The sequence below is a fragment of the Pseudomonas sp. p106 genome (assembly GCF_003936645.1).
GTDB classification, from domain to species: Bacteria; Pseudomonadota; Gammaproteobacteria; order Pseudomonadales; family Pseudomonadaceae; genus Aquipseudomonas; species Aquipseudomonas putida_E.
Map to the genome: position 1 here is coordinate 124,828 of NZ_RHQR01000017.1, position 20,238 is coordinate 145,065.

Here is a 20,238-nt window from a genome sequence, read left to right on the forward strand (position 1 = left end):
GAGAACGATCGTGATTCGAGTGCTGGTGGCCGAAGACCACACCATTGTCCGCGAAGGCATCAAGCAGTTGATCGGCCTGGCCAAGGACATGCAGGTGGTGGGGGAGGCCGGTAATGGTGAACAGCTGCTGGAAACCCTGCGCCACACCGCCTGCGAAGTGGTGTTGCTGGATATCTCGATGCCCGGTGTCAGTGGGTTGGAGGCGATTGCGCGGATCCGCGCGCTGCACAACCCGCCGGCGATCCTGATGCTGTCGATGCACGACGAAGCGCAGATGGCCGCGCGCGCGCTCAAGGCCGGCGCTGCCGGCTATGCCACCAAGGACAGTGACCCTGCCTTGCTGCTGACCGCAATCCGCCGAGTGGCCGGCGGCGGGCGCTACATCGATCCGGCGTTGGCCGACCGCATGGTCTTCGAGGTTGGCCTGACCGAAACTCGGCCGCTGCATACTCTGCTGTCGGAGCGCGAGTTCTCGGTGTTCGAACGCTTGGCTCAAGGTGCCAACGTCAACGATATCGCTCAGCAGCTGGCGCTCTCCAGCAAGACCATCAGCACCCACAAGGCGAGGCTGATGCAGAAACTCAAGGTCAACTCGCTGGCTGAACTTGTGAAGTACGCCATGGAGCACAAGCTGGTATGACCGTTCTGTTTGCGACATAGGTTATCTGCCAGGCACCGCTTTCCCGCTGGCTGGCTGAGACTTGCATTCCAATCCCGCCATCGGTGTAGGGTAATCCCTACACAAACTCTTCCAACCGGATGATGGCATTCTCTCAGCGCCCCCGATTTCCGGGCGCTTGCGTCTTCTTTAGTCTTTGCCTACGCAGTCATTCCAACAAGAAGGTGCAGGCATGAGCGAGGCGAATTCGAACGCGACCACCGGTGAGACGCTGGTCAGTTTCCGTGGTGTGCAGAAGAGCTACGACGGCGAATCGCTGATCGTCAAAGACCTCAACCTGGACATTCGCAAGGGTGAATTCCTCACCTTGCTCGGCCCTTCCGGCTCGGGCAAGACCACCAGCCTGATGATGCTGGCGGGTTTCGAGACCCCGACCGCCGGTGAAATCCAGTTGGCCGGGCGCTCCATCAATAACGTGCCGCCGCACAAACGTGACATTGGCATGGTGTTCCAGAACTACGCACTGTTCCCCCACATGACCGTGGCGGAAAACCTCGCTTTTCCGCTGAGCGTGCGCAACCTGAGCAAGACCGACATCAGTGAGCGGGTCAAGCGGGTACTGAACATGGTGCAGCTCGATGCCTTCGCCAAACGCTACCCTGGCCAGCTTTCCGGTGGCCAGCAGCAGCGCGTGGCCTTGGCCAGGGCGTTGGTGTTCGAGCCGCAGCTGGTGCTGATGGACGAGCCGCTCGGCGCGCTGGACAAGCAGCTGCGTGAACACATGCAGATGGAGATCAAGCATATCCACCAGCGCCTGGGTGTAACCGTGGTCTACGTAACCCACGACCAGGGCGAGGCGTTGACCATGTCCGACCGTGTGGCCGTGTTCCATGAGGGCGAGATCCAGCAGATCGCCGACCCGCGCACTCTTTATGAGGAGCCGCGCAACACCTTCGTCGCCAACTTCATAGGCGAGAACAACCGCATCAACGGCACGCTGCTGGCCAGTGACGGTCATCGTTGCCAGGTGCAGCTGGCCCGCGGTGAGCGGGTCGAGGCGCTGGCGGTGAACGTCGGCCAGGCTGGGGAGCCGGTGACCCTGTCGGTACGCCCGGAGCGCGTGCGCCTCAATGGCCACAGCCAAAGCTGCGTCAATCGCTTCTCCGGCCGCGTGGCCGAGTTCATCTACCTGGGCGACCATGTACGGGTGCGTCTGGAAGTCTGTGGCAAGGCTGACTTCTTCGTGAAACAGCCGATTGCCGAGCTCGACCCGGCCCTTGCCGTGGGCGATGTGGTACCGCTGGGCTGGGAGGTGGAGCACGCGCGCGCGCTCGATCCGATTGCCGAAGCCCACTGATGGATTGCTTCACCAACCCTGTACTGTGGAGAGAATAATAATGCGCAAGCAGCTGAAACTGACCGCCCTGGCCCTTGGCCTGTTCGCCGCCGGCCAGGCCATGGCGGCAGACCTGACCGTAGTGTCCTTCGGCGGCGCCAACAAGGCGGCCCAGGTCAAGGCGTTCTACGAGCCATGGGAGAAGGCCGGCAAGGGCAAGATCGTCGCTGGCGAGTACAACGGTGAAATGGCCAAGATCAAAGCCATGGTCGACACCAACAGCGTGTCCTGGAACCTGGTGGAGGTGGAGTCGCCAGAACTGGCCCGTGGTTGCGATGAAGGCATGTTCGAGGAGCTCGACCCGGCTCTGTTCGGCAACGAAAGCGATTATGTGAAGGGCGCCATCCAGCCGTGCGGCGTGGGCTTCTTCGTTTGGTCCACGGTGCTGGCCTACAACGCTGACAAGCTCAAGACAGCCCCGACCAGCTGGGCCGATTTCTGGGACACGAAGAAATTCCCGGGCAAGCGCGGCCTGCGCAAGGGCGCGAAGTACACGCTCGAGTTCGCCCTGATGGCCGACGGCGTTGCGCCCAAGGATGTGTACCAGGTGCTGGCCACCAAGGGCGGCGTGGACCGCGCCTTCAAGAAACTCGACGAACTCAAGCCGAGCATCCAGTGGTGGGAAGCGGGCGCCCAGCCGCCGCAGTACCTGGCCTCGGGTGATGTGGTCATGAGCTCGGCCTACAACGGGCGCATTGCTGCGGTGCAGAAAGAGAGCAACCTCAAGGTGGTGTGGAACGGTGGCATCTACGACTTCGACGCTTGGGCCATCCCGAAAGGGGCCAAGAATGTCGAGGAAGCGAAGCAATTCATCGCTTATACCGTTCAGCCCGAGCAGCAGAAGACCTACTCCGAGAACATCGCCTACGGCCCGGCCAACTCCAAAGCCGTGCCGCTGCTGGCGGACGCGGTGAAGAAGGACATGCCGACCACGCCTGAAAACATCGCCAACCAGGTGCAGATCGATGTGGCCTTCTGGGCCGACAACAGCGAGCAACTGGAGCAACGCTTCAACGCCTGGGCGGCGAAGAAGTAAGGCGCCTCGAAGGAGCGCCGGCCCGTTGGCTGGCGCTCCCTGTTCCCTTGTTTTTGCGGAGTTCGCCATGGCCATTGCAGTGCCCCTCAACGAAGGCGCAGGTCCAAGTCTCAAGCAGCGCCTCAAGCACGCCGAGCGGGTCAACCGCTGGAAGGCGCAGGCGCTCATCGCGCCGCTGGCGCTGTTTCTCCTGCTGGTGTTCCTGGTGCCCATCGCGGCGCTGCTGTTCAAGAGCGTCGACAACCCGGAAGTGGTCGGCGGCCTGCCGCGCACGGTCCAGGCTGTGTCGCAGTGGGATGGCAAGAGCCTGCCTGGCGAGGAGGTTTACAAGGCCCTGAGCCAGGACCTGGCCGAATCGCGCAAGAACCAGACCTTGGGCGACCTGTCCAAACGCCTGAACATGGAGCTGGCCGGCTACCGCAGCCTGCTCTCCAAGACCGCTCGGGCGCTGCCGTTCAAGGCCGAACCTGCCTCTTACAAAGAGGCCTTGCAGGCCCTCGATGAACGTTGGGGCGACCCGGCTTACTGGCAGGCGATCCGCCGCAACACCAGCAGCGTGACTTCTTATTACCTGCTGGCATCGGTCGACCACCGTATCGATGACCTCGGCGAGTTGGCCAAGGCCACCCCCGACCAGTCCATCTACCTGGACATCTTTGCCCGCACCCTGTGGATGGGTGTGGTGATCACGGCCATCTGCCTGGTGCTGGCGTATCCGCTGGCTTACCTGCTGGCCAACCTGCCGACCCGCCAGGGCAACCTGTTGATGATATTGGTGTTGCTGCCGTTCTGGACGTCGATTCTGGTGCGGGTGGCTGCATGGATCGTACTGCTGCAGTCAGGCGGCCTGATCAACAGTGCATTGATGGCCATGGGCATCATCGATCAGCCGCTGGAGCTGGTGTTCAACCGCACCGGCGTGTACATCTCGATGGTCCACATCCTCTTGCCGTTCATGATCCTGCCGCTATACAGCGTGATGAAGGGCATTTCGCCGAGCTACATGCGTGCAGCGATCTCCTTGGGTTGCCACCCGTTCGCCAGCTTCTGGCGGGTGTACTTCCCGCAGACCTACGCGGGCGTGGGCGCCGGTTGCCTGCTGGTGTTCATCCTGGCCATCGGTTACTACATCACCCCGGCGCTGCTCGGCAGCCCGAACGACCAGATGGTCAGCTACTTCGTGGCCTTCTATACCAACACCAGCATCAACTGGGGCATGGCTACCGCGCTGGGCGGGCTGTTGCTGCTGGCGACCGTGCTGCTGTACCTGATCTATAGCTGGCTGGTCGGTGCCAGCCGCCTGCGCCTGAGCTGAGGAGCCTAGTGATGCTTAGCCCATACATGTCGCCCGTGGAACGGGTGTGGTTCTACAGCCTGCGTATCCTTTGTGGCCTGATATTGCTGTTTCTGGTGTTGCCGGTACTGGTGATCGTGCCGCTGTCGTTCAACAGTGGCAGCTTCCTGGTGTACCCACTGCAAGGCTTTTCCCTGCAGTGGTATCACGATTTCTTCGCCTCGGCCGAGTGGATGCGCGCCCTGAGGAACAGCGTCATCGTCGCCCCGGCGGCCACGCTGCTGGCCATGGTGTTCGGTACGCTGGCAGCGATCGGGCTTACCCGCGCCGATTTTCCGGGCAAGTCGCTGGTCATGGCGCTGGTGATTTCGCCGATGGTGGTGCCGGTGGTGATCATTGGTGTAGCCAGCTACCTGTTCTTTGCCCCGTTGGGGATGGGTAACAGCTTCATTTCGCTGATCCTGGTGCACGCGGTGCTGGGTGTGCCGTTCGTCATCATTACCGTGTCGGCGACCTTGCAAGGCTTCAATTACAACCTGGTGCGTGCGGCTGCCAGCCTGGGGGCCTCACCGGTGGTTGCGTTTCGCAGGGTCACCTTGCCGCTGATCGCCCCCGGAGTGATCTCTGGGGCGCTGTTCGCCTTCGCGACCTCGTTCGATGAGGTGGTGGTGACGCTGTTCCTCGCCGGGCCAGAACAGGCCACCCTGCCGCGGCAGATGTTCAGCGGCATTCGCGAGAACTTGAGCCCGACGATTGCAGCGGCGGCGACCTTGCTGATCGGTTTTTCGGTGGTGCTGCTGCTGACCCTGGAGTGGCTGCGCGGGCGCAGTGAGAAGCTGAGGACTCAGCAGCCTGCGTGATTGATCGGCCTTTTCGCAGGACTGCCTGCGAAAAGGCCGATGCTGGCGTCCCAGTGACCCCTTCACACGGATTGATGCCAATCAGCCCCTATCCAGTTCGCTGAGTTACAATGCGCGCCACCTAGATTCTGCCAACAGGTGCGCCATGCAGCCCTACGCTATTGCCCCCTCCATTCTCTCCGCCGATTTCGCCCGTCTGGGCGAGGATGTCGACAAGGTACTGGCCGCGGGTGCCGACATCGTCCACTTCGACGTGATGGACAACCACTACGTACCCAACCTGACCATTGGCCCGATGGTCTGCACCGCCTTGCGCAAGTACGGTGTGACCGCGCCGATCGATGTGCATCTGATGGTCAGCCCGGTAGACCGCATCATCGGTGACTTCATCGAAGCCGGTGCCAGCTACATCACCTTCCACCCGGAAGCCTCGCAGCACATCGACCGCTCGCTGCAGCTGATCCGTGACGGTGGCTGCAAGGCCGGCCTGGTGTTCAACCCGGCTACCAGCCTGGACGCGCTGAAGTACGTGATGGACAAGGTCGACATGGTGCTGCTGATGAGCGTCAACCCAGGCTTTGGCGGACAGAAGTTCATCCCTGGCACCTTGGACAAGCTGCGCGAAGCCCGTGCGCTGATCGACGCCAGTGGCCGTGATATTCGCCTGGAAATCGACGGTGGGGTGAACGTCAACAACATCCGCGAAATCGCTGCCGCTGGCGCAGATACCTTCGTCGCCGGCTCGGCGATCTTCAACGCGCCGGATTATCAGGAAGTGATCGCCAAGATGCGCGCCGAACTGGCTCAGGCCCGCCCATGAGCGGCTTCGAGCAGCTGTTCCCCGGGACGCTGCCCAGGCTGGTGATGTTCGATCTGGACGGTACCCTGATCGATTCAGTCCCCGACCTGGCCGCAGCCGTTGACCGTATGCTGCTCGAACTTGGCCGTCCGGCCGCCGGCCTTGACGCCGTGCGGCACTGGGTCGGCAACGGCGCACCGGTGCTGGTGCGCCGCGCACTTGCCGGCGGCCTTGACCACGCGGCTGTAGACGATGAACTGGCCGAGCGCGGCCTTGCACTGTTCATGGAGGCGTACGCCGAAAGCCATGATCTGACGGTTGTCTACCCTGGTGTGCACGACACCTTGCGCTGGCTGCGCAAGCAGGGCGTGGAAATGGCACTGATCACCAACAAGCCTGAACGCTTCGTCGCACCGTTGCTCGACCAGATGAAGATCGGCCGTTATTTCCGCTGGATCATCGGCGGCGATACCCTGCCACAGAAGAAGCCCGACCCTGCTGCGTTGCTGTTCGTCATGAAAATGGCCGGCGTCGAGCCCGGCCAGGCGCTGTTTGTGGGGGACTCGCGCAGTGATGTGCTGGCGGCCAAAGCTGCCGGCGTGCAGTGCGTTGGGCTGAGCTATGGCTATAACCACGGCCGGCCGATCGATGAGGAAGCCCCCAGCCTGGTCATAGGCGACCTGCGCCTGCTGCTGCCTGGTTGCGTAGTCACCGACACTGGGATAACGTTGGCGGACCTTCAAGCCTCACAAGACAGAGAACCCACCGTGGTGGTTACCGGCAAATTCTGGATGAAAGTCATCAAGGCCCTGGCCCGTTGGCGTTGGCGCGCCTGACTTCTGCCCGCCGGCCTTTGCCGGCCCGTCCGTTTGCCCGACTCTCATTGTTGCTCCGAGGCTACTCATGACCCGCGAAGAATTCCTGCGCCTGGCCGCTGCCGGCTACAACCGCATTCCATTGGCCTGTGAAACCCTGGCCGACTTCGATACCCCGCTTTCTATCTACCTGAAGCTGGCAGACCAGGCCAACTCGTACCTGCTCGAGTCGGTGCAGGGCGGTGAGAAGTGGGGCCGTTATTCGATGATCGGCCTGCCGTCGCGCACGGTGATGCGTGTGCATGGCTATCACGTGAGCATTCTGCACGATGGCGTGCAGGTCGAAAGCCATGATGTCGAAGACCCGCTGGCATTCGTCGAAACCTTCAAGGACCGCTACAAGGTCGCTGATATTGCCGGCCTGCCGCGTTTCAACGGTGGCCTGGTCGGTTACTTTGGCTATGACTGCGTTCGCTACGTGGAAAAGCGCCTGGGCGCCTGCCCCAACCCTGACCCTCTGGGCGTGCCGGATATCCTGCTGATGGTTTCGGATGCCGTGGTGGTGTTCGACAACCTGGCCGGCAAGATGCATGCGATCGTACTGGTCGACCCGTCCGAAGAGCAGGCTTTCGAGCAAGGCCAGGCGCGCCTGCAAGGCCTGCTGGCCAAGCTGCGCGAACCCATCACGCCGCGACGCGGCCTGGACCTGAGCGGCCCCATGGCGGCAGAGCCGGCGTTCCGCTCCTCCTTCACCCAAGAGGATTACGAGCGCGCTGTGGACACCGTGAAGGAGTACATCCTGGCCGGTGACTGCATGCAAGTGGTGCCGTCCCAGCGCATGTCGATCGACTTCAAGGCAGCGCCCATAGACTTGTACCGTGCGCTGCGCTGCTTCAACCCGACGCCATACATGTACTTCTTCAACTTCGGGGACTTCCACGTTGTTGGCAGTTCGCCGGAAGTGCTGGTGCGGGTGGAAGACAATCTGGTCACCGTGCGCCCGATTGCCGGTACCCGTCCAAGGGGGGCCAACGAGGAGGCCGACCGAGCGCTGGAAGATGACCTGCTGTCGGACGACAAGGAGATCGCCGAGCACCTGATGCTCATCGACCTGGGCCGCAACGATGTGGGCCGTGTGTCCTCCACCGGTAGCGTGCGCTTGACCGAAAAGATGGTGATCGAGCGCTACTCCAATGTCATGCACATCGTTTCCAACGTGACCGGGCAACTGGCCGAAGGCTTGACCGCGATGGATGCACTGCGAGCGATTCTGCCGGCAGGTACCTTGTCGGGTGCACCGAAGATCCGCGCGATGGAGATCATCGACGAACTGGAGCCGGTAAAGCGTGGCGTCTACGGTGGTGCGGTGGGCTACTTTGCCTGGAATGGCAACATGGATACCGCGATTGCCATTCGCACGGCCGTGATCAAGGACGGCGAGCTGCATGTGCAGGCAGGTGGCGGCATTGTCGCCGACTCGGTGCCGGCGCTGGAGTGGGAAGAAACCATCAACAAGCGCCGGGCGATGTTCCGTGCGGTGGCGTTGGCTGAGCAACGTCCTGCCGAGTAATTCTCAGGCGTGGGGCCGCATGGCGGCCCCATCCGGTTAAAAGTCGACGCTGACGCCCAGGCTTATTCCTTGCTGGGTCAACTCGTCGCTCTTGCGCCAGTTGTAGTTCCCGCGCAGGTGCACCCCCGCCACCAGCTCATGGCTGACCCCAAGGCTGGCACGAGTCAGGTCGCTCTGCGGTGTGTACCCGGTCAGCGTGAAGTCATTGGCTGGCAGTGTCGTCAGGTGCATCGTCACATCCTGCTGGTCATCCTCGAACTCATGCTCTTGCGCCACCTCGGCAAACAGCCTGGTGCTGGCCAGTACCTGCACGCTGCCCAGCAACCCTACGCCCAGGCGACGCGAAGTGCGTTCCTGGTCATCGAAGCCCAGTGCCGTCGACCGTCCGCTCTTCTCGTCATAACCATCCACCTTCACCCGCGCATAGTCAGCGCTGACGAACGGCGCCAGCTGCCAGTGACTGCTATCGGCTGCCAGGTTGTATCCCAGGCGACCTGTCACGGCCCAGGCTTCGCCGTTGGTATCACCTTTCTCGCTTCGGTCGTTCACGCCCAGGGCGAAGGTGCGTTTGAGGTCCTGATAGTCCAGGTGCCCTGCGCTCAGCGCTGCGTCGGCCCACCAGCGGTCCTCACGAAACTGGGCGAAGGCACTGGCCAGGTAGCTGTCGAGCTTGTAGTCCGAGTCTTGTTCGCCTGCCTCCAGTTTCTGGCGATAGACCCCGCCGGCAAGCCCTAAGCGCCAAGCGTCGTTCAGCCGGTAGCTGCCACCCAGGGTGAGGTTGTAGCCGCGCCCGTCAGCGTTGGCAGAACTGCGCTCGCCGTCGAAGTCCAGATCTTGCGCGCCAGTGGCAACAAAGGCCTGCCATTGGCCAGCCGCCTGCCAGGGCGCCTGCCATTGATTACGTAGTTCGTCCTGATGCGCGCGCAGGCTGGCGTGGGCCATTTCCGGCAGCAGCGTCAGTTCCCAGGGTGCGGAAAGGATCGAATAGCCGTAGTCGGCAATCAGTTGCTGGCCGGCGATGGTTGGGTGTACCGAGTCGTTGAACAGCAGCTTGGTGGGGTCGGGCGTGGTGCCATTGATGCCGTACAGCGGGTTTTCCACGCAACTGTTGCCGCTGTAGCAGGTGCCGACCAGATTCTGCCCGCTGGCCAGGCCGAATTGCGTCGGGCTGGCCAGTGCTTCGTTCAGCAGTACGGGAATGTTCAGTGGAATGATTTCGGCATCGATCTGGCCCAGTTGGCTGACCAGTGACTGGTTGAACACGCTGGACAGTTGCGACAGGGCGTTTTGCTGCGGGGTGCCACTGAAGTTCGGCGTCTGGCCGAGGTCGGGTAGCAGCCAGACCATGATGTAGCGGGCACCGCCTTGTTGCAGGGCCTGGGCGCTGGCGGCCAGGCGCGATCCTGCGGCGGCGGCATCGGCAGGGCTGCTCACCAGGCCTTGCAGAAAGTCGTTGCCGCCACCGGTCAGGTAGTAGAGGGCATTGGGGTCTGCGCGCAAGCCATTGGCCAGATACCCGGGCTTGTCGCGTAGTACCAGGCCGGCAAAAGGTTGGCCTGGCGGAATGACTGTCTCGGAAGTGGTGGTGATCGAATCCAGGATCTGCTGCGTGGTGTAGCCGCCAACGGCCCAGTTGTTGCCGTCGGGGCGTATGCCGAGGGACGTGGACGGATTGAGATCTTCCGCGCTCACACCCAGGCGTGCGCCGAGGATCATCGGCGAGACAGGTGCAAAGTTGCCATTCTCATCACGGTTGGTAAAACGCATACCGGCAGTACCGCCGGTCAGGTCAGGAAATTGCCCGGCATCGCTGAGGCTGTCGCCGAAGACGATCATTGTCGAGTAAGGCGAGGGGGCTGCGAAAGCTTGGCTGCAGGCGAGCGCCAACGTAGCCAAGGTGAAACGTAGCAAAGGTGCTTTTCGCATCTGGGAACATCCTTTTCATTGTTTTTATGAGGACAACCCGATCGACCTTAGCAAATCGCGGGGCATGCCTTCCAAGTCCATTCGTTTCCCGTATTTACGGGCATATTGCGCCCGCCGCGCCGGTAGGCTACTGTGCCTGCAAGTATGAGCGAGACCTATCCCGTGTTGATCGTCAGCAAACTCTTGATGCGCGTTATCAAGGCCCACGCCCGTTGGCGTTGGCGCGCCTGACTTTATCTCTTGCCGGCCTGTCCGGCCCGCCCCCGTTTGCCTTCCTGTCCGTTTCCGAGCGCCCCTAGTGGCAACGCCGTGTCTGTTTTTGGTGTAGGAAGGTTCGACTTTTAAAGTCAGTAGATTCTAGAGGTTTAGCCCGATGTTACTGATGATCGACAATTACGACTCATTCACTTACAACGTCGTTCAATACCTTGGCGAGTTGGGTGCCGAGGTCAAAGTCATTCGCAACGACGAAATCACCGTTGCCGAGATAGAAGCCCTCAACCCTGAGCGCATCGTCGTCTCCCCTGGCCCTTGCACGCCGAGCGAAGCCGGTGTGTCCATCGAGGCCATTATGCATTTCGCCGGCAAGCTGCCGATCCTTGGGGTCTGCCTGGGCCACCAATCAATCGGCCAGGCGTTTGGCGGCGATGTAGTGCGTGCCCGCCAGGTCATGCACGGCAAGACCAGCCCGGTATATCACCGCGACCTGGGCGTGTTCGCCGGGCTCAACAACCCGCTCACCGTAACCCGCTACCATTCCCTGGTGGTCAAGCGCCAGACCCTGCCAGAGTGCCTGGAAGTGACTGCCTGGACTGCACATGACGATGGTTCGGTCGACGAGATCATGGGCCTGCGCCACAAGACACTGAACATTGAAGGGGTGCAGTTCCACCCCGAGTCCATCCTGACCGAGCAGGGCCACGAGCTGTTCGCCAACTTCCTCAAGCAGACCGGCGGCCGCCGCTAAGGACCGAGCATGGATATCAAAAGCGCGTTGAGCCGTATTGTCGGCCACCTGGACCTTTCCACCGAAGAAATGCGCGATGTGATGCGCCAGATCATGACCGGCCAATGCAGTGAGGCGCAGATCGGCGCCTTCCTGATGGGCATGCGCATGAAGAGCGAGAGCATCGACGAGATCGTTGGCGCGGTTTCGGTCATGCGTGAGCTGGCTGACAAGGTCGAGCTGAAAAGCCTTGATGGCGTAGTCGACATCGTCGGTACGGGCGGTGATGGCGCCAACATCTTCAACGTTTCCACCGCCTCCTCGTTCGTCCTGGCGGCGGCAGGCTGCACCGTGGCCAAACATGGCAATCGCGCAGTTTCCGGTAAGAGCGGCAGCGCTGACCTGCTGGAAGCTGCCGGCATCTACCTGAACCTGACACCTACCCAAGTGGGGCGCTGCATTGACAGCCTCGGTATCGGCTTCATGTTCGCCCAGAGCCATCACTCGGCCATGAAACATGCCGCAGGCCCGCGCCGCGACCTGGGCCTGCGTACCCTGTTCAACATGCTCGGCCCGCTTACGAATCCGGCCGGGGTGAAACACCAGGTGGTCGGTGTATTTAGCCAGGCCTTGTGCCGCCCGCTGGCGCAAGTGCTGCAACGCCTGGGCAGCAAGCATGTGCTGGTCGTGCATTCCAAGGATGGCCTGGATGAGTTCAGCCTGGCCGCGCCTACCTTTGTCGCCGAACTGAAGAATGACCAGATCAGCGAATACTGGGTCGAGCCTGAAGATCTTGGCATGAAGAGCCAGAGCCTGCATGGCCTGGCAGTCGAGAACCCACAGGCGTCGTTGGAGTTGATCCGTGATGCACTGGGCCGGCGCAAGACCGAGAATGGCCAGAAGGCTGCCGAGATGATAGTGCTCAACGCGGGTGCTGCGTTGTACGCTGCTGATCACGCCATGAGCCTGAAGGCTGGTGTGGATCTGGCCCACGATGTACTGCACACCGGGCTGGCTTGGGAAAAGCTGCAGGAACTGGGTGCCTTTACAGCGGTATTCAAGGTGGAGAACGAAGCATGAGTGTCCCGACGGTGCTGGAAAGGATCATTGCCCGCAAGTTCCAGGAAGTGGCAGAGCGCAGCGCGCGCGTCAGCCTCGCCGAAATGGAGCGCCTGGCCAAGGCGGCGGATGGCCCGCGCGGGTTTGCCAATGCCCTGATCGAGCAAGCCAAGCGCAAGCAGCCAGCGGTGATTGCCGAAATCAAGAAGGCCTCGCCGAGCAAGGGCGTGATCCGCGAAAACTTCGTGCCGTCGGAAATTGCCGTCAGTTACGAAAAGGGCGGGGCGACTTGCCTGTCGGTGTTGACCGATGTGGACTACTTCCAGGGGGCCGATGAGTACCTGCAGCAGGCGCGCGCCGCTGTTTCGCTGCCGGTGATCCGCAAAGATTTCATGGTCGACCCTTATCAGATCATCGAAGCACGCGCCTTGGGCGCAGACTGCGTGCTGCTGATCGTGTCGGCGCTCGATGACGTCAAGATGGCCGAGTTGGCCGCTACCGCCAAGGACGTCGGTCTCGACGTGCTGGTCGAAGTACATGACGGTGACGAGCTGGAGCGTGCGTTGAAAACGCTTGATACCCCGCTGGTGGGGGTCAACAACCGTAACCTGCATACTTTCGAAGTCAGCCTGGAGACCACTCTTGACCTGCTGCCACGCATCCCCCGGGATCGCCTGGCCATCACCGAGAGTGGCATTCTCAACCGTGCCGATGTCGAGTTGATGGAAATCAATGACGTTTACTCGTTCCTGGTGGGTGAGGCGTTCATGCGGGCCGAGCAGCCGGGGTTGGAACTGCAGCGGTTGTTCTTCCCTGAACAGGTGAAGAAGACTGTGCAGCAACTGGACTAAGCAACGTTGAAGCCGGCGATCGCCGGCTTTATCGAAGGTGGATCAATGACCGATCAACCCCTGGCCCTCACCGTCGAGCAGGGCCTGCACGCCGAGCAAGATCTTTTGGCTGCGGTCTGCCGTGGCGAAACCGAAAGTGGTGTGCTGTTCTGGCGCCCGACGGATCATGCGCTGGTCATGCCACGGCGCATGAGCCGCCTGGACAACTTCGAGGCAGCCTGCTCGGAGTTGGCGATCGCTGGCTGGCCAGTGCTGTTGCGTGAAACCGGTGGTGAGCCGGTACCTCAGTCGCATTCGACAGTGAATGTGGCGCTGGTGTATGTCGCTCCACGCAGCGAAGGCGACCATGGCCGTATCGAGAACGCGTATGAACGCCTCTGCCTGCCGTTGTGCGATGTGCTGCGCGAATGGGGCGGTGTGGCTTCGGTGGGCGAGATCGACGGGGCCTTCTGCGACGGCCGCTATAACGTCAACCTCAATGGCCGCAAGCTGGTGGGGACTGCCCAGCGCTGGCGCCAGGGGCTGGGTGGAAAACGGCCGGTGGTGCTGGTGCATGGTGCGTTGTTGCTGGATAACGAGCGCGAGTCGATGGTCGCGGCGGTCAACCGTTTCAATGAATGTTGCGGGCTCGAGCAGCGCTGCCGGGCCGATAGTCATATTGCCCTGCACGAAGTGGCGCCCGCTGTACCCTGGTTCGAGCGCCTGTCGAAGGCTTACAGCGAAGTGCTTGCAGCGCTGCCCAAGGACTAACGGGTACCGTAAACCACCATGGTCTTGCCCTTGACCTGGACCAGGCTGCGTTCCTCGAGGTCCTTGAGCACGCGGCCGACCATTTCTCGCGAGCAACCGACGATACGGCCAATTTCCTGGCGGGTGATCTTGATTTGCATGCCGTCCGGGTGGGTCATGGCGTCTGGCTGCTTGCACAGGTCCAGCAGGCAACGGGCGACCCGGCCGGTAACGTCGAAGAAGGCCAGGTCGCCCACCTTGCGCGTGGTGTTGCGCAGGCGCTGGGCCATCTGGCTGCCGAGGGCGTAGAGAATCTCCGGGTCCTGGCGGGCGAGGTCGCGAAACTTGTCATAGCTGATCTCCGCCACCTCGCACTCGGTCTTGGCGCGCACCCAGGCGCTGCGCTGCTGATCGCTGCCGGCGGGTTCGAACAAACCCAGTTCGCCGAAGAAATCGCCACTGTTGAGGTAGGCGATGATCATCTCGTGGCCTTCGTCATCCTCAATGAGGATGGTGACTGAACCCTTGATGATGAACGACAGCGTTTCGGCCCGGTCACCCGCGCAGATGATGTTGCTCTTGGCGGTGTAGCGGCGGCGCTGGCAGTGCATCAGCAGCTTGTCGATGTTCTTGATCTTGGCGGGTAGGGCTGAGGCAACCATCACGAAATCCTGTTCGATACGACCCATAGGCTCTGGTGGGGAGTCGGCTAACGCGACGCGTCAGTCAATTGGCGCCAGCTTATCAGACACTGCAGGATGTTTCGGCACAAATGCCAAACGTGTGGAGCTTTTCCGACAGCCACACAAGGCTTAAGCTGACACCCTTTTGCGAGATTCAGGAGTACGGACAGATGAAGGCACGCATCCAATGGGCCGGTGAAGCGATGTTCCTTGGCGAATCGGGGAGCGGGCACGTCGTGGTGATGGACGGCCCACCCGAGGCTGGGGGCCGCAATCTGGGCGTGCGCCCGATGGAAATGCTCCTGCTCGGCCTGGGTGGCTGCAGCAGCTTCGACGTAGTGAGTATCCTGAAGAAATCGCGCCAAGCGGTGGAAAGCTGCGAAGCCTTCCTGGAGGCCGAGCGCGCCAGCGAAGACCCGAAGGTGTTTACCAAGATTCATATGAACTTCGTGGTCAAAGGGCGCGGGCTGAAAGAGGCTCAGGTCAAGCGCGCGGTGGAGCTGTCGGCGGAAAAATATTGCTCGGCGTCGATCATGCTGGAGCGCGCGGGCGTGGAAATCACCCACGGCTACGAGATCGTTGAGCTGGGTTGAGACTTGTGGGCTGCTGCGCAGCCCTTTCGCGACACAAGGCCGCTCGAAGGTTCGCGGTCTGTGGGCGCGGCCTTGCGTCGCGAAAGGGCCGCAAGGCGGCCCCGGCGCTCTTCAGTTGCGCAAGGCTGGGAGAGCCACTACCAGCCAACGAGGTACGCAACGCCTCAATGACTGGCTGAGGTGCTCCCGGCGCTTTTGATAACCCAGCCCCAGCCCGATCACCCCCAACCCGATCAAGGTCAGCACCACCGGGAACAGCAGCGACTCGGCAAATACCTCGTAAGACAAGTAGCCAAGATAAGCCGCCACCCCCAGCGCCCCGAACATCATGAACACCGGCCGGCGCAGCAGCACCGCCATTGCCATCAGACCCAGGTTGATCAGACAGTACAGCGCCTTACCCAGCTCGCTGTCGCTTTCGATCATCGTCAGCCCACCCCAGAACGCTGCCAGCCCTGCCAGGTAACCCCAGTGGGCGTAATCCTCACGCGTGCGCCCGTCGACCAGCAGAAACACCATGAGCAGCCCGAGCCCGAACCACAGCGAAACCGTGCGCCGCTGTTCCCAGCTGAACGGCGAGCCGAACACCCACTCGCTAAGGTCCATCGACATGAACCATAAGGCCACGGCAATCGGCATCACGATAAACGGGTAGGGGATCAGGCGCAGCATCAACAAACCGGCGACCACCGTGGCCGCCTCCATCATCAGCCATCCGCCCTGCACATAGGTGTAGTACTGGTGATAGTCCGTTTGCCGATCGTCCAGTGGCCACCACCCGGTCAGGCGTTCGATGGCAAAGACAGCCAGGGGCACGATGCTTACCGCGACCGCCGCCAGGACGCCAGCTGCGATGGGTTGCTGGCGTTTTTGCAGGTTGAGGGCGAACAGGGTGAGAAGACCGATGTAAAGAACGGCGATGGCCAGCAGCGCCCAATCACCGATTCGCATCCAGGCTTCGGTCAGCAGCCAGCCCATCGCCCCCATGATCAGTAGGGCGCCGAAATAGAAGGCGACGTGTGCCAGCTGGAAACTACCACGAGCTGCTGGCTGCTGGCGCAGAAAGTCCAGCAGGGCCTTGTCCTGGCCCGGCTGGAGAACTCCTGCTTGTACGGCGCGCGCCAGGTCCTTGGCGTCGATACGGTCCGTCATTGGCGTGCCCTTAGATGCGGTAAGTGCTTTTGGTCATGACCTTGGCCAGCATGCTCATACCGAAACGTACGGGCGCGGGGAAGCGATAGCCACCTGCTTCAAGGGCCGAATCGGCGTGTTGCTCTTCGTCGACGCGCATCTGCTCGAGAATGGCACGGGACTTTTCGTCCTCATGGGGGATCTGCTCCAGGTGTTCGTCCAGGTGTTTGCACACCTGATGCTCGGTGGCGGCGACGAAGCCCAGGCTGACCTTGTCGCTGACCATGCCGGCGAGCGCGCCGATGCCGAACGACATGCCGTAGAACAGCGGATTGAGCACGCTGGGGTGGCTGCCCAGTTGACGGATGCGCTGTTCGCACCAGGCCAGGTGGTCGATTTCTTCCTCGGCCGCATGCTCCATTGCCTTGCGCACCTGGGGCAGCTTGGCGGTCAGGGCCTGGCCTTGGTACAGCGCCTGGGCGCAGACCTCGCCGGTATGGTTGATGCGCATGAGCCCGGCGATGTGGCGGGTCTGGCTTTCGTCGAGCTCGACGTCGGGCTGGACAATGGCCGGAGACGGCCGGGAGGGTTGGCCGCTGAAGGGCAGCAAGGTGCGCATGGCGGTATCGGCCTGCAGCAACAAGCGGTCGAGCGGCGAATAGTGACGTTCGGTAGCCATCGGGCACCTCCGCTGAAGTGATGCCCGACAGTTTACCTCAATCGCCCGGGGTGGGCTTGCCTTGGGTCAGCCCGGTGGCCAGTGCATCTGGCGCTGGCCGAGCACGTGCATGTGGATGTGGTAGACGGTCTGGCCGCCTTGCTCGTTGCAGTTCATGACCACGCGGAAGCCATCGTCGCAGCCAAGCTCCTTGGCCAGGCGCTGGGCGGTGAACAGGATGTGGCCGGCCAGGCCCTTGTCCTCTTCGGTCAGGTCATTGAGCGTACGGATGTGTTTTTTCGGGATGACCAGAAAGTGCACCGGCGCCTGGGGCGCGATGTCGTGGAAGGCCAGAACCTGGTCGTCCTCGTAGATGATCTTCGCCGGGATTTCCCGGTTGATGATCTTGATGAATAAATCGTCCACAGCACTTGCTCCAAGGTGAGTGTCCTGGCCGAGTGTACTTAGCCAGGCGCCGCTCGCCCAGTGGGCTATTCCATTCCGACCGGGCAGTAACGGCGGTGGATGAAGCCTGCAAGCTTGCGCGCCAACCAGCGGGGCAACAGGCGCGGGGCGAATGCCAGCCAGCGGTTGCGGCGAACCGGAATGATCAGCGCCCGGTTTTTCGCCAATGCGCGCACGGTGTACAGCGCCACCTCTTCGGGGCTGAGGCAGCGGCTGCTGCCTTCGAGCCTGGGAATACGCCGGCGCGAAGAGCGCACCGGGCCGGGGCAAAGGACCGAAACCTTGATGCCCGTGGGCTTGAGCTCTTCGCGCAGGGCTTCGGTGAAATGCAGCACATAGGCCTTGCTGGCGGCATAGGTGGCCATCCAGGGGCCTGGCGCTACGGCGGCCAGGCCGGCGACATTGAGGATCTGCCCACCACCCTGTACTGCCATGAGGTTGCCGATGGCATGGCACAGGCGGCTCATGGCGAGAATGTTCACCTCCAGCAGGTCTTGCTCGTCTGCCCACTCGTGGGCGAGAAACGGGCCATAGGTACGTTGGCCGGCGCAGTTGACCAACAGGTCGATGCGCCGCTCGCCCTCTTCCAGCTCGAGTACGAAACCGGACAGGCGCAGCGGTTGGCTGAGGTCGCAGGCGCGTAGCAGTACTTCGACGCCGAAGCGCTGGGTCAGCTCGATGGCTACCGGCTCAAGGGTTTCACGGTGGCGTGCCACCAGGATCAGATTGCGCCCGCGCCGCGCCAGAGCTTCCGCCAGGGCCAAGCCCAGGCCGCTGGAAGCACCAGTGATCATGGCGTAACGGGTCATGCAAGGCTCCTGAGGGCTAAAGAGGGCGCCTAGTGTACAGCGTGGCCAGGCCAGGTGTTGCCTTTTGCTACAAGGCCTTGGCGCGTAACGCCTGGCTGCGCTCCAGGGCTGCTCTGTATTCGCCGTGCAGGCGCTCGATCAGTGCTGCGGCGCCGGGCAGGTCATGGATATTTCCGACGCCTTGCCCGGCAGACCATACTGTCTTCCAGGCCTTGGCTTCATCATCGATTGGCTTGAGTTTGCCCTGTTCCTGGCCGGCCTTCAGTGCGGCCATGTCAAACCCAGCCTGTTCAAGGCTCTGGCGCAAAAAGCTTGCCGGTATGCCGGAAACCGCTGAGGTATGGACGATGTCCGCTGCATGGGCGCCGAGCAGCATCTGTTTATACGCCTCTTGGGCATGGCTCTCCTGGGTGGCAATGAAGCGAGTCCCCATGTAGGCCAGGTCCGCGCCAAGCAACTGGGCGGCGAGTATTTCATGGCCGTGGTTGATGCAGCCGGCCAATAGCAGGGTCTTGTCGAAAAACTGGCGGATTTCGGCCGCAAGGGCGAACGGGCTCCAGGTGCCAGCATGCCCGCCTGCACCTGCCGCCACCGCGATCAGGCCATCGACGCCGGCCTGTGCAGCTTTCTCAGCGTGACGCCGGGTGGTCACATCATGGAACACCAGGCCGCCATAGCCGTGTACGGCATCGACGACTTCCTTCACCGCGCCAAGACTGGTGATGACTATAGGCACCTGATGCTCGACACACAGGGCAAGGTCAGCCTGCAGGCGCGGGTTGGATGGGTGGACGATCAGATTGACCGCATAAGGGGCTGGCGCCTGCAGCTGCCCATGGCCCGCTTCGATCTCCTCGAGCCAGCCCTTGAAACCGGCACTGTCGCGCTGGTTCAGGGCGGGGAAACTGCCGACCACGCCGTTGCCGCAGCAGGCCAGGACCAGCTGGGGGTTGGAGATCAGGAACATCGGCGCCGCCACCACGGGCAAGCGCAGGCGTTGTTCGAGCGAAGCAGGCAATGACATGGGCGGGGCTCCTGTACAGTGCGATTGTCGTCAGAACGGTTTGACCACCACAAGAATCACGATGGCCAGCAGGAACAGCACGGGTACCTCGTTGAACCAGCGGTAGTAAACGTGGCTGCGGGTGTTGGCACCGGTGGCAAAGCGTTTGCGCTGGGCGCCGCACATGTGATGGTAGCCGGTGAGCAGGAGCACCAGTGTCAGCTTGGCGTGCAGCCAGCCCTGGCTCAGCCAGCCTGGCGTGAGATAGAGCATCCAGGCGCCGAACACGTAGGTGGCAATCATCGCCGGGTTCATGATGCCGCGGTACAGCTTGCGCTCCATGGTCACGAAGCGGTCCTGGCTGATGCTGTCCTGGCTTTGGGCGTGGTAGACGAACAGCCGGGGCAGGTAGAACAGACCGGCGAACCAGCAGACGACGCTGACGATGTGCAGCGCTTTTATCCATAGGTAAAGCATGGAGAGAGTTCCTTCAGGTATTCACGGTCGTCAGATAGTAGAGGCCAAGCGCCCGAAGGGTCACCCGAAGAGTTGTTACAGGCGCCTTGCGCCCCTATCATCGTGCGCTTTCCAGACGGCTCGTTGATAAGGGGCAAGCGTTATGATCAAGGTCGGTATCGTCGGCGGCACGGGTTACACCGGCGTCGAACTGTTGCGTCTGCTGGCACAGCATCCACAGGCCGAGGTGGCGGTCATCACTTCGCGCTCCGAGGCGGGCGTAGCGGTCGCCGACATGTATCCGAACCTGCGCGGCCACTATGACGGCCTGGCTTTCAGCGTGCCGGACAGCAAGGCTCTGTCAGCCTGCGACGTGGTCTTCTTCGCCACCCCGCACGGTGTCGCCCACGCTTTGGCCGGTGAGTTGCTGGCTGCCGGGACCAAGGTCATTGACCTGTCCGCCGACTTCCGCCTGCAGGACGCTGCCGAGTGGGCAAAATGGTACGGGCAGCCGCACGGCGCGCCGGAGTTGCTCAAGGA

At 62.0% G+C, this 20,238-nt stretch carries 22 protein-coding genes; 14 read left to right on the forward strand and 8 right to left on the reverse strand.

Annotated elements, in window-relative coordinates; translation table 11 throughout:
- The first annotated feature begins 7 nt into the window (after positions 1–7).
- The 8 genes from EGJ09_RS20225 to trpE all read left to right on the forward strand — a co-directional run bounded on the left by EGJ09_RS20225 (position 8) and on the right by trpE (position 8,389).
- Entirely contained in the window at positions 8–640 is a 633-nt protein-coding gene (locus tag EGJ09_RS20225) for a response regulator transcription factor (protein ID WP_174142587.1), read from the forward strand.
- Between the two features lie 211 nt (positions 641–851).
- Positions 852–1,976, forward strand: a complete 1,125-nt coding sequence (locus EGJ09_RS20230) for an ABC transporter ATP-binding protein (RefSeq protein ID WP_039601666.1) — start codon at positions 852–854, stop codon at positions 1,974–1,976.
- 40 nt (positions 1,977–2,016) lie between these two features.
- Complete coding sequence (locus tag EGJ09_RS20235; protein ID WP_115273027.1) at positions 2,017–3,051, forward strand: ABC transporter substrate-binding protein; 1,035 nt, start codon at positions 2,017–2,019, stop codon at positions 3,049–3,051.
- Positions 3,052–3,118: 67 nt separating this feature from the next.
- Positions 3,119–4,366, forward strand: coding sequence for an ABC transporter permease (locus EGJ09_RS20240; protein WP_046787582.1), 1,248 nt, complete (start codon positions 3,119–3,121; stop codon positions 4,364–4,366).
- 11 nt (positions 4,367–4,377) lie between these two features.
- Entirely contained in the window at positions 4,378–5,205 is an 828-nt protein-coding gene (locus tag EGJ09_RS20245) for an ABC transporter permease (protein WP_012316549.1), read from the forward strand.
- A gap of 145 nt (positions 5,206–5,350) precedes the next feature.
- Positions 5,351–6,025 (forward strand): ribulose-phosphate 3-epimerase, encoded by a 675-nt coding sequence (gene rpe, locus EGJ09_RS20250; RefSeq protein WP_012316548.1) that lies wholly within the window; start codon positions 5,351–5,353, stop codon positions 6,023–6,025.
- The gene (locus EGJ09_RS20255; RefSeq protein WP_125924636.1) at positions 6,022–6,840 is read left to right on the forward strand and encodes a phosphoglycolate phosphatase; all 819 of its coding nucleotides are present in this window, start codon (positions 6,022–6,024) and stop codon (positions 6,838–6,840) included. The genes rpe and EGJ09_RS20255 overlap by 4 nt, the downstream gene beginning before the upstream one ends.
- 67 nt (positions 6,841–6,907) lie before the next feature.
- A complete protein-coding gene (trpE, locus tag EGJ09_RS20260; protein ID WP_046787584.1) occupies positions 6,908–8,389 on the forward strand; it encodes an anthranilate synthase component I in 1,482 nt (493 codons plus the stop codon).
- Positions 8,390–8,425: 36 nt separating this feature from the next.
- Here trpE and estP read toward each other — a convergent pair whose 3' ends face one another.
- Positions 8,426–10,315, reverse strand: coding sequence for an esterase EstP (gene estP / locus EGJ09_RS20265; RefSeq protein ID WP_125924637.1), 1,890 nt, complete (start codon positions 10,313–10,315; stop codon positions 8,426–8,428).
- Between the two features lie 373 nt (positions 10,316–10,688).
- Here estP and EGJ09_RS20270 point away from each other — a divergent pair, with 373 nt between their 5' ends.
- Genes EGJ09_RS20270 through EGJ09_RS20285 form a run of 4 tightly spaced genes read left to right on the forward strand, consistent with a single transcriptional unit; the run spans position 10,689 to position 13,921 of the window.
- Complete coding sequence (locus EGJ09_RS20270; protein WP_046787586.1) at positions 10,689–11,282, forward strand: aminodeoxychorismate/anthranilate synthase component II; 594 nt, start codon at positions 10,689–10,691, stop codon at positions 11,280–11,282.
- Between the two features lie 9 nt (positions 11,283–11,291).
- On the forward strand, positions 11,292–12,341 hold the full coding sequence (trpD, locus tag EGJ09_RS20275; protein WP_125924638.1) for an anthranilate phosphoribosyltransferase: 1,050 nt from the start codon (positions 11,292–11,294) through the stop codon (positions 12,339–12,341).
- Positions 12,338–13,171 (forward strand): indole-3-glycerol phosphate synthase TrpC, encoded by an 834-nt coding sequence (trpC, locus tag EGJ09_RS20280; protein ID WP_115273022.1) that lies wholly within the window; start codon positions 12,338–12,340, stop codon positions 13,169–13,171. Before trpD ends, trpC begins: the two co-directional genes overlap by 4 nt.
- 45 nt (positions 13,172–13,216) lie before the next feature.
- On the forward strand, positions 13,217–13,921 hold the full coding sequence (locus EGJ09_RS20285; RefSeq protein ID WP_125924639.1) for a lipoate--protein ligase family protein: 705 nt from the start codon (positions 13,217–13,219) through the stop codon (positions 13,919–13,921).
- Here EGJ09_RS20285 and crp read toward each other — a convergent pair.
- Positions 13,918–14,562 (reverse strand): cAMP-activated global transcriptional regulator CRP, encoded by a 645-nt coding sequence (gene crp / locus EGJ09_RS20290; RefSeq protein WP_046787604.1) that lies wholly within the window; start codon positions 14,560–14,562, stop codon positions 13,918–13,920. The genes EGJ09_RS20285 and crp overlap by 4 nt on opposite strands.
- A gap of 191 nt (positions 14,563–14,753) precedes the next feature.
- Between crp and EGJ09_RS20295 the strand changes: the two genes are divergently transcribed.
- The gene (locus tag EGJ09_RS20295) at positions 14,754–15,176 is read left to right on the forward strand and encodes an OsmC family protein (protein ID WP_004376171.1); all 423 of its coding nucleotides are present in this window, start codon (positions 14,754–14,756) and stop codon (positions 15,174–15,176) included.
- A gap of 111 nt (positions 15,177–15,287) precedes the next feature.
- Here EGJ09_RS20295 and EGJ09_RS20300 read toward each other — a convergent pair whose 3' ends face one another.
- From EGJ09_RS20300 to hemJ, 6 genes are all read right to left on the reverse strand, one after another.
- Positions 15,288–16,328 (reverse strand): DUF2157 domain-containing protein, encoded by a 1,041-nt coding sequence (locus EGJ09_RS20300; RefSeq protein WP_125924640.1) that lies wholly within the window; start codon positions 16,326–16,328, stop codon positions 15,288–15,290.
- A 10-nt stretch (positions 16,329–16,338) separates the two neighbouring features.
- Positions 16,339–16,986 carry a 2-polyprenyl-3-methyl-6-methoxy-1,4-benzoquinone monooxygenase gene (gene coq7 / locus EGJ09_RS20305; RefSeq protein WP_012316538.1) on the reverse strand — a complete coding sequence of 216 codons (648 nt, stop codon included), beginning with the start codon at positions 16,984–16,986 and terminating at the stop codon, positions 16,339–16,341.
- 66 nt (positions 16,987–17,052) lie between these two features.
- The gene (locus EGJ09_RS20310) at positions 17,053–17,391 is read right to left on the reverse strand and encodes a histidine triad nucleotide-binding protein (protein ID WP_115273019.1); all 339 of its coding nucleotides are present in this window, start codon (positions 17,389–17,391) and stop codon (positions 17,053–17,055) included.
- A gap of 65 nt (positions 17,392–17,456) precedes the next feature.
- Positions 17,457–18,239: an SDR family oxidoreductase gene (locus EGJ09_RS20315; RefSeq protein WP_115273018.1), complete on the reverse strand. Its 783-nt coding sequence runs from the start codon at positions 18,237–18,239 to the stop codon at positions 17,457–17,459.
- 67 nt (positions 18,240–18,306) lie between these two features.
- Positions 18,307–19,263: a nitronate monooxygenase family protein gene (locus EGJ09_RS20320; protein ID WP_125924641.1), complete on the reverse strand. Its 957-nt coding sequence runs from the start codon at positions 19,261–19,263 to the stop codon at positions 18,307–18,309.
- A 30-nt stretch (positions 19,264–19,293) separates the two neighbouring features.
- Positions 19,294–19,719 (reverse strand): protoporphyrinogen oxidase HemJ, encoded by a 426-nt coding sequence (hemJ, locus tag EGJ09_RS20325; protein WP_046787594.1) that lies wholly within the window; start codon positions 19,717–19,719, stop codon positions 19,294–19,296.
- A 142-nt stretch (positions 19,720–19,861) separates the two neighbouring features.
- On the opposite strand from hemJ, the gene EGJ09_RS20330 reads away from it, so the two are divergent.
- Positions 19,862–20,238, forward strand: a 377-nt coding sequence (locus tag EGJ09_RS20330) for an NAD(P)-binding domain-containing protein (RefSeq protein ID WP_158621142.1), incomplete at its 3' end; no start/stop codon positions are given.